This is a genomic window from Aminobacter sp. BA135 (assembly GCF_050859125.1).
Lineage (GTDB): Bacteria > Pseudomonadota > Alphaproteobacteria > Rhizobiales > Rhizobiaceae > Aminobacter > Aminobacter ciceronei.
The window spans coordinates 3,410,967-3,424,297 of sequence record NZ_CP139572.1 but is presented as its reverse complement, the minus strand read 5'-3'; the positions used below and the strand labels follow the sequence as shown (position 1 = coordinate 3,424,297).

Sequence of the window (13,331 nt, the reverse complement as noted above, 5' to 3'; positions counted from 1 at the left end):
AACGCGCCTAGGCCTTGTAGACCACTTGCCTGACGTCGATATACTCGGCGCGGAAGCCTGCCTCGCAATAATGGAGATAAAACTCCCAGAGCTTCTTGAAGCGATCGTCGAAGCCGAGCGGCACGATGCGCTCCCAGGACGACCAGAAGCGGGTACGCCATTCGACGAGGGTACGGGCATAATCCTGCGGAAAGACGCGCTCGCGCAGATAGTCGAGGCCGTGCTCGGTGCCGAGTGCCTTGAGCAGCGTCGGCGTCGGCAGCATGCCGCCGGGAAAGACGTAGCGCTGGATGAAATCCGGCCGCTTCCGGTACACGGGATAGGCCGCCTCATTGATGGTGATGATCTGCAGGCCCGCCGTGCCGCCCGAGGGCAGGCACTGCTTCATCTTGGCAAAGAAGGCCGGCCAGTATTTTTCGCCGACGGCCTCGAACATCTCGATCGATGCGATGCGGTCGTAGCGGCCGGTCTCGTCGCGATAATCCTGCAGCTTGAGCTCGACCTTGTCGGCAAGCCCGGCATTGTGGATGCGCTTCTGGGCAAAGTCGAACTGCTCGCGGCTGATCGTGAGCCCGGTCACCTTGCAGCCGATCTCGCGCGCCGCAAACTCGGCGAAGCCGCCCCAGCCGCAGCCGATCTCCAGCACATGGTCATTCGGGCCGATACCGGTGTCGCGCGCCAGCGCCCGGTACTTTTCGGTCTGCGCGCCGGCAAGATCATTGGCGCCGGTGGCAAAAAGCCCCGACGAGTATGTCATGCTCGGGTCGAGCCACTGGCTGTAGAAGGCGTTGCCGAGGTCGTAGTGGGCGGAAATGTTCTTCTTCGAGCCGGTGCGGGTGTTGTCGTTCAGCCAATGACGAATGCGCTGGATGGTGGTCAGCAGCCAGTTGGCGCCGCCGGCGACACCTTCCCCGGCTTCGCTGTTGATCACGAACAGCTCGAGGAAGCTGGTGACGTCGGGGCTGTCCCAGTCGCCGTCGATGTAGGATTCCGCGACCCCGATCGTGCCGCCGCTGAAGGCGCGCGATGGCAGCTTCCAATTGTGCAGGACAATCTCCGCCTCGGGTCCGGGCGCCTTGCCGCCGACCAGGATGCTGCGTCCGTCAGGCATCTTCACCTTGAGCGAACCGCGCGGCAGGTGCAGTGCTGCAGACAGCGCCATGCGCACGCGCGCCGGCAAACCTCTGGCAAAGTCCGCGACATTGCCCTCGTGAAGCTTCGTCACGCCCTGATTCGTGAAACCGTCCGAGTTCCGCTGGGCCATCTCGACGTCCCAATGTTGCTGCCCGGTTCGGCGTGTCGGGCGCGTTGCTCCAAGCCAGTGCACCGCTCACTCATCTGATCGGGGACGCGCCGCCGGACGCATCTCCGGTCAGCTCGCGATCGACTTGGCGTGGACCGGCCAAGACTTCCGCGCGCTGCGGTGAATCTGTCGTGATCTTCACCGGCAAAATCTCCAACTTCAAGTGACATCTGGCAAGCGCTGATATGCCAGAGGGGAGCCCTCCGGGATTGCCCTGATGCAATCCCGTGTAGCATCGATTTCCTTTGTTATTAGAGCGCCCTAATGCTCTAAGGTGAGCCGACGGCGCATATCGTTTTCCAGGCTGCTGCGCCGCTCAGGGGAGGACATCAAATTCGCTACGTCATCGCGATCATGTGCGTCGCCTTGTTCCTGATCTGGGACATGCTCTACAACCATGGCGACGCGACCGCCAAAGCCGTGCGCGAAGTGCATCGCATCGTCAGGATGGTCACGGACTGACGGATCTGCTGCCCGATCTCTGCTGCTGCCTTTTGCCCGATTGACGCGGGCCGAAAGCCGACCCAAAAGGCGCCAGCGAAAGCAGCAGAAGGAGTCGCGGCTTGATCCGGCACATCGTGTTTTTCAGTGCGCGGCAGAAACAGGACGTCGAGATGATCCGCGAGGAATTGTCGGCGCTTGGCAACATTCCGCACTCGACGGTCTTCGAAGTGACGGTCAACACCAAGGTCGACTGGTATTCCGACGAGATCGACATCGTCGTCTATGCCGAGTTTGCCGACCAGGCAGCGCTGGACGCGTACAAGGCAGATCCGATCTATGACCGGACGACGCAGCGCGTGCGTCCGATGCGCGAACTGCGTTTTTCGGCGGACGTGGTCGCCGCATAAGAGCCGCGCAACAAAAAACGCGCTCCGGGAAGCCCGAAGCGCGTAACTAAATCTCAGGAAATTATGCCTTTTTGGCGCGGCCGCGTGTCTTGGCAGGTGCTGCCGCTGCCTTCGAGGACGCGGCAGCTGCCTTTCGTCCGAGGCCCAGCGACCTTGCGAGCTGAGAGCGCGCGGCGGCATAGTTCGGCGCGACCATCGGATAATCGGCCGGCAGGCCCCACTTGGCGCGATATTCTTCGGGTGTCAGCCCGAAATGAACCGAGAGATGGCGCTTGAGCGACTTGAACTTCTTTCCGTCCTCTAGGCAGACGATGTAGTCGGGGTGAACCGAGCGCTTCGGGTTCACCGCCGGCTGCTGGGCTTCGACAGGGTCTTCGGCGGGCTGATCGAGCGACAGGATCGAGGCGTTGATGCTGGCGATCAACTCTGGCAGGCCAGTTGCAGGAACCTTGTTGTTCTCTACATAGGCGCTGACGATATGGGCAGTCAGTCCTAGGATGTCGATCTTGCTATCACTCGTCATCGGCCGTCTCTCCGGGCAGTATTAAAAGCAAAATATGAGTCTAACCATTTGCTGAGCCGTATATCGGTGCAAATGGTGTCGGACGGCAAGCAAAATAATCTCACAAATTAAAGACCCCGGCCAGCGAATGCTGGCCGGGGTCTTTAATGTCGGAAAAATCGAAGATTAGAAAAAGCCCTTGCGCTGCCACCAGCCGCCTTTTTTCGGCTTGGCTTCGCCAGCGGCGGCTTCTTCGGTCTCGACGACCGAGGTGACGACAGGCGTCGCAGGCGCGATTGCAGCCGCGGCAGGGGGTTCAGTGCTGGGGGCTTCGGAGACGACCTCATCCTCGGCCGGGGCTGCGGCAGCCTTTCGACGTGGCGCACGCGGCTTTGCCGCCTTCTTTCCGGGCTTCGTTTCCGATTCCGGCGGTGCGGCCTCGGCAACGACTTCGGCAGCGGGCGCTTCAGCGGCTGCTGCTTCGGCCTCAGCCTTCTTGGCCTTTGCCGAGCGGCGCGGCGCCTTCTTCGGCTTGGCTTCGACGACGGTCTCCGGCTCTTCAGCGGCAACCTCGACCGCCGACACTTCCGCCGTCACGACTTCGCTGGCAACGGTTTCCGCAGCGGCGCCTTCGTCGTCGCCTGCGACCTGTTCGCTGCCTTCCGCCGACTGCTCGTCGTCTTCCTTGCGGTTACGCTTACCGCCACGCTTGCCGCGACGGCGCTTCTTGGCGGCGGCATCTTCGGCAGCGGTTGCGTCGACAGCGGCGATTTCACCGGCTTCCTCGGACACAACGGCTTCAGCGGCGACGTCCTCTTCGCCATCTTCGCCATCTTCGGCCTCGTTGGCCTCGCCAGCGACGACGGCACCTTCCTGAGGAGCGCCGGGCTCGCGGTCACGGTCGCGGCCGCCACGGCGACGCCGGCGCTTGCGCCGCTTGCGGTCGTGCTGCTCGCCGCCTTCGGCCGCAGCCGGCTGCGGCGCGCGGGCAGGCTGCGCCTCGACGACGACGGTCTCTTCTTCCTCTTCGACGATCTCGTCTTCGATTTCCTCTGGCTCTTCATAGGCCGGAGCTGCGACGGGCAGGGCGAAGTTTGCCGGCTTCTCGGCAATGGCACCGCGGAAGATCGCGTGGTTCTGCGAACCAACGCTGTCATCGGCCTCGAGCGTGACCGTCACACCGAAGCGGTTTTCGAGATCGACCAGCGTCGAGCGCTTGTGGTTGAGCACGTAGAGCGCGGTCGCAACCGGCGTCTTGACCGTGATGTGGCTGCGCGAGTCCTTGAGCAGGAACTCTTCGATCGCGCGCACGACCTGGAGTGCCACCGACGAGTCCGAACGGACATGACCGGTGCCGCCGCAATGCGGGCAGGGCTTCATCGTCGATTCCAACACGCTGGCGCGGATGCGCTGGCGCGACATCTCCATCAGGCCGAAATGCGAGATGCGGCCGACCTGGATGCGGGCGCGGTCGTTCTTCAGGCAGTCCTTGAGCTTCTTTTCGACCGCACGGTTGTTGCGGTTCTCCTCCATGTCGATGAAGTCGATGACGATCAGGCCGGCGAGATCGCGCAGCCTGAGCTGGCGCGCGACTTCCTCGGCAGCTTCAAGGTTGGTGTGAAGGGCGGTTTCCTCGATCGAGTGCTCCTTGGTGGAGCGCCCGGAGTTGACGTCGATGGCAACCAGCGCTTCGGTCTGGTTGATGATGATGTAGCCGCCCGACTTCAGCGTCACCTGCGGCTGGACCATACGTTCGAGCTGCGATTCGATGCCGCTGCGTACGAAGATCGGCGTGATGTCGCGGTAAGGCTGGACGACCTTGGCATGGCTGGGCATCAGCATGCGCATGAAGTCCTTGGCCTCGCGATAGCCGTCTTCGCCGGCGACCAGAACCTCGTCGATGTCCTTGTTGTAGAGGTCGCGCACCGATCGCTTGATCAGGCTGCCCTCTTCATAGACCAGTGCCGGGGCCGTCGACTGCAGCGTCAGGCTGCGGACGTTCTCCCACAGGCGCATCAGGTACTCGTAGTCGCGCTTGATCTCGGCTTTGGTGCGGCTTTCGCCTGCGGTGCGCAGGATGACGCCCATGCCCTTCGGCACTTCGAGATCGGCAACGACCTCCTTCAGGCGCTTGCGGTCCTGGGCGTTGGTGATCTTGCGCGAAATGCCGCCGCCGCGTGCCGTGTTGGGCATCAGCACCGAATAGCGGCCGGCGAGCGACAGGTAGGTCGTGAGAGCCGCGCCCTTGTTGCCGCGCTCTTCCTTGACCACCTGGACCAGCAGGATCTGGCGGCGCTTGATGACTTCCTGGATCTTGTAGTGACGGCGAACCGGCTTGCGGCGGTTGCGCACCTCTTCGAGTGCGTCTTCGGCGCCGACCGATTCGATCTCGTGATCGTCGTGATGGGTCGAATGCACTTCCTCGATCACGCCGCCGTTTTCGTTTTCGGTAACCGTCGGCTCAGGTGCCCGCTCCGACACGACGTCGGCATCGACCGATGCGGCGATCGACGTCGGCTCGCGCTCTTCGGAACCGCCATCGCCTTCATCGCTGGACGTCTCTGTGGCGTGCTCGTCACCATTGGCGTCCGAAGCATCGCTTGCGGCGATCGAATCGCCATCGTCTTCGGAAGACGCGCTGTCGTCGTCGCCCGAACCCTCCGGCTTGTTCTCGTCGTTGCGGCCACGGTTCTTGCCGCCGCGGCGCCTGCGGCGGCCACGGTTACGATCCTGGCTCTTGCTCTCGTCGCCGTCGCTGTCTTCGTCGTCCTCGTCCTCGGCTTCTTCCGCCTCGGCGCGCAGCAGCGCCTGCCGATCGGCAACCGGGATCTGGTAATAGTCGGGATGGATTTCGCTGAAGGCGAGGAAGCCGTGACGGTTTCCGCCATACTCGACAAAGGCAGCCTGGAGAGACGGCTCAACCCGCGTTACGCGGGCGAGGTAGATGTTTCCTTTGAGCTGCTTCTTGTCCTGTGATTCGAAATCAAATTCTTCAATACGGTTACCGCGAACTACGACAACCCGTGTTTCCTCCGGGTGGGAGGCGTCTATCAGCATCTTGTTGGGCATTATTTGTCCTCCCGGCAGCCGTCAGCTGCGGCCTGCGGGAACTCGTCCGCCGCCGTGGGGTCGCTGAAATGGGGGTGCCGGATGATTTTGCGCCCGCCGGTCGCAGCCAAAACGCCATGGCGGTGCCGCCCGCTGCCGTGATGGCGCGGTTACCTGCGGACCTGTCCATGATTGCGTCTGTGGCCAATGCGTGACCTTGCGGAACCTTGTTTCAAATCTAAGCCCGGGAATCCGGACCAGCTACTTTGCTCTTACAGAGCCGGCGCGGAATGGTGTCCGGGCCGTTTTTCCAACGCAGTCGCTACCCCGCCACGGGCCGCGCCTGCGAATCTCGTCGCGATCACTGAAACTGTCTCTGTTGCGAGCCGGGCCATCGCTCGTCGCGTGGTTCCCTAGCGGAAGGCGCTGGGGGCGCGGGCCCTGGATTGCAGTGATCCAATGTCGCTTTTATGATTTGGCGAGACTGAGCGCAACCCTGATTTCCAATGCCGGCAAAGGCGGATGCGGCGACGTCGGGGGGAGCATTCCGACAAAGACTCGGTTAACCTTCTCTGGTTACCACTCGTTAATCGAGGGGCCGCCTGTTCGGCCTGCGAATGGCAACGGCGTGCAATGACTGCACGCCTGCTTTTGGAGCGGCAAGACTGAGATGGGGCCTGCGGCATTGACTGGCAAGAGCTACCCGTTCGGGGGCACTCAGCCCGGCGGCGCGGTTCGCCGCACCGTGTTCGCGGCTTTGGCGTTGCTCACCATCTTTGCCGGCATCTTTTGCCAGCCGGTAATCGCTGCCGACACGATCAGGACGCTCGACTACAAGATGGCGGGTGACGCGACTCATATGCGCATCGTCATGAATTTCGACAAGGAACCCGAACCGAAGTGGTTCCTGCTGCGTAGCCCGCATCGACTTGTCGTTGATCTTCCTGGTGCGACGCTCGCGATCGACGCCAGGGAGTTGAAGCCGCGCGGTCTCATCAAAAGCGTGCGTTATGGCGCCGCGGGTGAGGGCGCCTCGCGGTTGATCGTGACCTCGAAGGGGCCGTTCAACGTCGAGAAGGTCGACATCCTCAAGAATGAAGACGGATCGGGTTATCGCCTGGTTGCCGACATCGCCGCCGCCTCGGAGCGCGAGTTCGATGCAGCACTTGCCATCCAGGCTGAAACGACAGGTTCGACGACACCCAAGACCGACAGGCTCGGCAAGATCGCGCATCGCGGCGACCGCCCGTTCACCATCGTGCTCGATCCTGGCCACGGCGGCATCGACGGTGGCGCCGAAGGCCTGAACGGCACTGTCGAGAAGACGGTCACGCTCGCCTTTGCCAAGGAGCTGCAGGCCAAGCTCGCCGCCAACACGGCCTACAAGGTCGTCCTGACCCGCGAGGGTGACGAGTTTCTCCGCCTCGACGACCGTGTTCGCATCGCGCGTCAGCAGGAAGCCGACCTGTTCATTTCGATCCATGCCGACACGATCCGGCTCAAGGGTATCCGAGGTGCCACCGTCTACACCGTCTCGGACAAGGCCTCCGACGCCGACGCGCAGGCGCTGGCCGATCGCGAAAACCTCTCCGACCAACTGGCTGGCGTCGATGTCGCCGAAGAAGACCACGCGGTATCCGACATTCTTGTCGATCTGATCCGGCGCGAGACGCATGGCTTTTCGACGCGTTTCGCGCGCTCGCTGGTCGGTGAGCTGTCGCCGACGGTCGGCATGATCAACAACCCGCATCGTTCGGCCGGCTTCCGGGTGCTGAAGGCGCCTGATGTGCCGTCGGTCCTCGTCGAGCTCGGCTATCTCTCCAATCCGCAGGACGAAGAGCAACTGCGCAGCGCCGACTGGCGCGAGAAGGCCGCGACGAGCATTTCCAAGGCGGTGGCAGCCTTTGTTGCCGAGCGCGGCGCAACCGGCGGCTGAGTCGACTTGCCTGGCATGCTTGCTGGCATTGCCGGCAAGCGGCAGAACGGGCATTTCTAGTGTTTTCGGCCAGAATATTTGGCGCTTGCGGGCTGTTGCCGTATTTTGTCCACAACCGCGCGACATGGGTGGCCGATAGCGGATCGGGACAGTACCTGCGGCTTGCGATGATGGCGGGTTGGTTTAGGGAATCCCCGGACCTTGTACTGGAGCGGGCATGATTCGTCTTATCGGCTATTTCTTCGGCATCGGCACGACGCTTGCGCTCGTCGTCGCAGCTGGCGTGGCGATCTATCTCGGCCAGCTGACCAAGGAGCTTCCCGACTACGAGGTGCTCGCCAAATACGAGCCGCCGGTGACGACGCGTGTCCACGCTTCGGACGGCGCGCTGATGGGCGAATTCGCGCGTGAGCGCCGGCTCTACCTGCCGATCCAGGCCGTGCCTGATCGCGTCAAGGCGGCGTTCCTGTCGGCCGAGGACAAGAACTTCTACAATCACCCCGGCATTGACGTGACCGGCCTCGGCCGCGCCGTGCTGACCAACTTCCAGAATTTCGGTTCCGGCCGCCGCCAGGTCGGCGCGTCGACCATCACCCAGCAGGTCGCCAAGAACTTCCTCCTGAGCTCGGACCAGACATACGAGCGCAAGATCAAGGAAATGGTGCTGGCCTTCCGTATCGAGCAGGCCTACTCGAAGGACCGCATCCTCGAACTTTACGTCAACGAGATCTTCTTCGGGCTCGGTGCCTACGGCATCGCGGGTGCCGCGCTGACCTATTTCGACAAGTCGGTCAACGAGCTGACCGTCGCTGAAGCCGCCTATCTCGCCGCGCTGCCGAAGGGCCCTTCGAACTATCACCCGTTCAAATATGCCGACCGTGCCATCGAGCGCCGCAACTGGGTGGTCGACCAGATGGTCGCCAACGGCTACGTGTCGCGCGAAGAAGGCGACAAGGCCAAGGCCTCGCCGCTTGGCGTGACGCCGCGCCGGACCGGCACCTATGTCTTCGCCGGCGAATACTTCACCGAGGAAGTGCGCCGCGAGCTGATCGCGCGCTACGGCCAGGACGCGCTCTATGAAGGCGGCCTGTCTGTCCGCACCACGCTTGATCCGAAACTGCAGGCCATGGCACGCAAGGCCATGCAGTCGGGCCTGGAGAAATATGATCGCCTGCGCGGATATCGCGGCCCGGTCAAGAGCATCGACATATCTGCTGACTGGGGCACGGCGCTCGGCGAGGTCAAGGCGCTGGACGACATTCCGGAATGGCGTCTCGCCGTGGTGCTCGACGCCACGAAGACGGGCCTCGATATCGGCTTGCAGCCCAAGCGCGAGATATCAGGCGCGCTGTCCAAGGAGCGCGAGACGAGCACCGTGTCGAAAGACGACATGAGCTTTGCCATGCGCTACGTCGCCAACGGCAAGCGCGTGAAGGCCAACTCGCCCTCCGAAGTGCTGAAGGCCGGCGACGTCATCTATGTCGAGAAGAACGAAAGCGACAGCTATGCGTTGCGCCAGGTGCCGGAGGTGTCGGGCGGCCTCGTCGCCATGGACCCGCACACCGGCCGCGTGCTCGCCATGGTCGGCGGCTTCTCCTACTCGCAGTCCGAGTTCAACCGCGCAACCCAGGCGATGCGCCAGCCGGGGTCGGCCTTCAAGCCGTTCGTCTACGCGGCCGCACTCGACAACGGCTACACGCCGGCATCGGTGATCATGGACGGCCCGATCACCATCCAGTCTGGCAACACCAGCTGGACGCCGAAGAACTATGACGGCAAGGCCGCCGGTCCCTCGACCTTGCGCGCCGGCATCGAGCGCTCGCGCAACCTGATGACGGTTCGCCTCGCCAACGACATGGGCATGAAGACCGTTGCCGAATATGCCGAGCGTTTCGGCGTCTACGACAAGCTGGCGCCCTATCTGCCGATGGCGCTGGGCGCGGGCGAAACCACCGTCATGCGCATGGTCTCGGCCTATGCCGTGATGGCCAATGGCGGCCGCCAGATCAAGCCGTCGCTGATCGACCGTATCCAGGACCGCTACGGCAAGACCGTGTTCAAGCATGACGAGCGCGGTTGCGAGGGCTGTGTCGCCACCGAATGGGCCAACCAGCCCGAGCCCGAACTGGTCGACAATTCCGAGCAGGTGCTCGATCCGATGACCGCCTACCAGATCACTTCGATGCTGGAAGGTGTAGTTCTGCGTGGCACTGCAACGACCCTGCTGTCGCTCAATCGGCCGATCGCCGGCAAGACCGGAACGACCAACGACGAGAAGGACGCCTGGTTCGTCGGCTATACGCCGAACCTCGTTGTCGGCCTGTATATGGGCTATGACAAGCCGCAGGGGCTCGGCAAGGGCACCACGGGTGGCGGCCTTGCCGCGCCGGTGTTCAAGGATTTCATGACGACGGCACTCGACGGCACGCCCAAGAGCGATTTCGTCGTTCCAGCCGGCATGAAGCTGATCTCGATCGATCGCAAGACCGGCATGCAGGCAGCCGAGGGCGCGCCGGGCACCATCATGGAAGCCTTCAAGCCGGGCACCGGACCTGCCGACAGCTATTGGGTCATCGGCATGGGCGAAGACGGCACCAATGGCTACGGCGAAGCGCTGTCGCCGCAGGCCAGCAAGGCCATCAGCGAAGGCGGCGGCGGCCTCTATTAGCAACGCCGATCGTCCGGCATCAGCTGGAACATCGAAGGGAACCTACAAATGCGCGTGGCTTGGCCGCGCGCATTTTGTTTGTAGCTTCACTTGATAATATCCAAATAGTTATATAGCCTTTTAGTTATCGAATGCTGTTCGGGCCTGACGTCATGCGGGAACACGAACGGTCCGAAGCGATGCCGAACCAGCTCTGTCGAGGTGTCTGACGCGACAGCCGGCCGGAAACGGCGAGACAATTGCAAACTCAGTGAGGAGAAGATGATGCAGAAGATCAGCTCGTTCCTGTGGTTCGACAACCAGGCTGAAGAGGCGGTGACGTTCTACACGTCGGTTTTCCGCAACTCCAAGGTCGGCAAGATGACTCGCTATGGCGAGGCTGGGCCCGGGCCTGCCGGCAGTGTCATGGTGGCCGAGTTCGAGCTCGAAGGACTGCAGTTCACCGCGCTGAACGGCGGTCCGATGTTCAAGTTCACCGAAGCGATTTCGATGAGCATCGACTGCAAGGACCAGGCCGAGGTCGACCATTTCTGGAACAATCTGTCCGAGGGCGGCCAGCCGGGTCAATGTGGCTGGTTGAAGGACAAATTCGGGCTTTCGTGGCAGGTCATCCCCGAGGCATTGCCGCGCCTGCTGGGCGACCCCGACGGCGCCAGGGCTGCCAGGGTCATGCAGGCGATGCTGCAAATGACCAAGATCGACGTCGCCAGGCTTGAAGCGGCCTATGCCGGCTAGGTGATCGACGCAGTCGCATGGCGGATGGGCAGGGCTGAAGGCGCTTGCCCATTTTGCTTTACAGGGGGCGACCTCATCCCTATGTTCCGCGCGGATTCAACAGCCGCCTTCGGGCGCGAAACAAGCAAAAAGAAGCAATCTCCATGCGCGCGGAAACGCAGAACATTGTCGACGAAATTAGGCAGGCGATAACCCTGCTGAGGAGGCATCTTTGACTGGGATCAAGCGCTAAAACGACTTGATTACCTGAACATGCGGGCAGAGGACGGCAACCTCTGGAACGACCCGCAGGAAGCCCAGAAGCTGATGCGCGAGCGCCAGTCGCTCGACGACAACATCAAGGCCATCAAGGGCCTGAGCCAGGCGCTGGACGACAATATCGGCCTGATCGAGATGGGCGAGGAAGAAGGCGACGCTGACATCATCAGCGAAGCGGAAACCGCCATCCGTTCGCTGGCCGGCGAGATCCGGGCGCGCCAGATCGAGTCGCTGCTGTCGGGCGAAGCTGACCAGAACGACACCTATCTCGAAGTGCACGCTGGTGCCGGCGGCACCGAGAGCCAGGACTGGGCCAACATGCTCTTGCGCATGTACACGCGCTGGGCAGAACGTCGCCGGTTCAAGGTCGAGGTACTGGAAGTCCATGACGGCGAAGAGGCCGGCATCAAGTCTGCCACGCTGCTGATCAAGGGCCACAACGCCTATGGCTGGCTGAAGACGGAATCGGGCGTCCACCGCCTGGTCCGCATTTCGCCCTATGACAGCAATGCGCGCCGCCACACTTCGTTCTCGAGCATCTGGGTCTACCCGGTGGTCGACGATTCGATCGAGATCGACGTCTCGGAATCGGATGTGCGCATCGACACCTACCGTTCGTCGGGCGCCGGCGGCCAGCACGTCAACACCACCGACTCGGCGGTGCGCATCACACACATCGCCACCGGCATCGCTGTTGCCTGCCAGGCCGAACGTTCGCAGCACAAGAACAAGGCCAAGGCCTGGGAAATGTTGCGCTCGCGCCTCTATGAGGAAGAGCTGAAGAAGCGCGAAGCTATCGCCAACGCGACGGAATCGGCCAAGACCGACATCGGCTGGGGTCACCAGATCCGCTCCTACGTGCTCCAGCCTTATCAGCTGGTGAAGGATCTGCGCACCGGCGTCGAAAGCACCAGCCCGTCCGACGTCCTCGACGGCGACCTCGACGACTTCATGGAAGCGTCGCTGTCGCAGCGCATCGAAGGCGGGGCAGGGCAGGCGGTTGCCGATCTGGACTAGCCCTTTCCGGCATCACCCGGTCATCGCTAAAGCGTGATGACCGGGTCGCCGGTCGACGGAACATTTCAGGTAGGATTTCGTTAAACGTGCGGGAGCAGGATTCGCTTGGGAGGTAATCTCAGGGGATGACGCTATGCGTCTAGCAAACCTCCGCCTGCGCCGATACAACCTGGTACTGTCCACGCTCGCGCTGAATTCGCTCAGCACGCCGCTCGCTCTATCCCACGACGCGCCAAAAGGCTGGACTTATCCCTTCGCTTGCTGTTCCGGCTACGACTGCCGTGAGGTGCCGAAGCAGGCGATAAGCGAGCGGCCACAAGGCTATGTCATCGAGGGCACTGGCGAGGTGGTGACCTACCAGGATGCACGAATCCACGAATCGCCTGATGGCCAATATCATTGGTGCTCCGTCGCGGGTGCCGATGACAGCAAAACCATCTGCCTGTTCGTGCCGCCGAAGTCCTACTGACAATCCTGACAGCCGTTCTGCTGACACCAGCGTGTCAGCAACGCCTCGCTATGGTGTGCCGTCGCAGGAAAGCGACCCAAAACGACATGCGAGGAATACCAGAATGGTGATCAAGGGCAGCTGCCACTGCAAGGCGACCATGTTTGAGGTAACGGAGGTGCCAGAGACGGTGACCTTCTGCACCTGCACGTTCTGCTCCAAGCGTGGTGCGCTCTGGGCCTATTACGTGCCCGCCCAGTTCAAGCTGACCAGTCCGCCCGAAAACGTCTCGATCTACGCGCGCGATTCGAGTGTGGTGAAGCATGGTTTCTGCGCCATCTGCGGCTGCGGCACCTTTACCGAAACGCCCGACTGGTCGACCGGCGAAGCCGACTTCGACAATCCCAAGGTCAGCGTCAATGCGCGCCTTTTCGATGATTTCGACCTCGATCGGATCGAAGTCGTGGTGCTCGACGGCAAGAACCTCTGGTAGCCGACCAGTCAGGTCCGAGTTTGCCCATTTGCCACTGCTTCCGTTCCGTTTTTCGCCGTATTTCATGCTACA

The 13,331-nt window shown here is 62.3% G+C and carries 10 protein-coding genes; 7 read left to right on the top strand and 3 right to left on the bottom strand.

Translation table 11 applies throughout. From position 1 onward, the window contains the following. Positions 1-7 precede the first annotated feature (7 nt). Complete coding sequence (locus SLT36_RS16645) at positions 8-1,264, bottom strand: class I SAM-dependent methyltransferase (RefSeq protein ID WP_432283579.1); 1,257 nt, start codon at positions 1,262-1,264, stop codon at positions 8-10. Positions 1,265-1,866: 602 nt separating this feature from the next. Between SLT36_RS16645 and SLT36_RS16640 the strand changes: the two genes are divergently transcribed. Further along, positions 1,867-2,154: a Dabb family protein gene (locus SLT36_RS16640; RefSeq protein WP_432283578.1), complete on the top strand. Its 288-nt coding sequence runs from the start codon at positions 1,867-1,869 to the stop codon at positions 2,152-2,154. 61 nt (positions 2,155-2,215) lie between these two features. On the opposite strand, the gene SLT36_RS16635 is transcribed toward SLT36_RS16640, so the two are convergent. Together SLT36_RS16635 and SLT36_RS16630 are read right to left on the bottom strand one after the other, a co-directional pair. Continuing rightward, positions 2,216-2,677 (bottom strand): MucR family transcriptional regulator, encoded by a 462-nt coding sequence (locus SLT36_RS16635; RefSeq protein ID WP_432283577.1) that lies wholly within the window; start codon positions 2,675-2,677, stop codon positions 2,216-2,218. Between the two features lie 165 nt (positions 2,678-2,842). Beyond that, the gene (locus tag SLT36_RS16630) at positions 2,843-5,725 is read right to left on the bottom strand and encodes an Rne/Rng family ribonuclease (RefSeq protein WP_432283576.1); all 2,883 of its coding nucleotides are present in this window, start codon (positions 5,723-5,725) and stop codon (positions 2,843-2,845) included. A 649-nt stretch (positions 5,726-6,374) separates the two neighbouring features. Here SLT36_RS16630 and SLT36_RS16625 point away from each other — a divergent pair. From SLT36_RS16625 to SLT36_RS16600, 6 genes are all read left to right on the top strand, one after another. Beyond that, positions 6,375-7,640, top strand: a complete 1,266-nt coding sequence (locus SLT36_RS16625; protein ID WP_432283575.1) for an N-acetylmuramoyl-L-alanine amidase — start codon at positions 6,375-6,377, stop codon at positions 7,638-7,640. A 217-nt stretch (positions 7,641-7,857) separates the two neighbouring features. Continuing rightward, positions 7,858-10,308 (top strand): penicillin-binding protein 1A, encoded by a 2,451-nt coding sequence (locus SLT36_RS16620; RefSeq protein ID WP_432283574.1) that lies wholly within the window; start codon positions 7,858-7,860, stop codon positions 10,306-10,308. Between the two features lie 264 nt (positions 10,309-10,572). Then, positions 10,573-11,043 (top strand): VOC family protein, encoded by a 471-nt coding sequence (locus SLT36_RS16615; RefSeq protein ID WP_432283573.1) that lies wholly within the window; start codon positions 10,573-10,575, stop codon positions 11,041-11,043. 143 nt (positions 11,044-11,186) lie between these two features. Further along, positions 11,187-12,318 (top strand): peptide chain release factor 2 gene (gene prfB, locus SLT36_RS16610; RefSeq protein WP_432283572.1). Its coding sequence is split into 2 segments (ribosomal slippage): positions 11,187-11,252 and positions 11,254-12,318, totalling 1,131 coding nucleotides; the frame shifts between segments, so codons are not numbered across the junction. 133 nt (positions 12,319-12,451) lie between these two features. Beyond that, positions 12,452-12,787 carry a hypothetical protein gene (locus tag SLT36_RS16605; protein WP_432283571.1) on the top strand — a complete coding sequence of 112 codons (336 nt, stop codon included), beginning with the start codon at positions 12,452-12,454 and terminating at the stop codon, positions 12,785-12,787. A gap of 103 nt (positions 12,788-12,890) precedes the next feature. Next, positions 12,891-13,259, top strand: a complete 369-nt coding sequence (locus tag SLT36_RS16600; protein ID WP_192316330.1) for a GFA family protein — start codon at positions 12,891-12,893, stop codon at positions 13,257-13,259. The last annotated feature ends 72 nt before the right edge of the window (positions 13,260-13,331 follow it).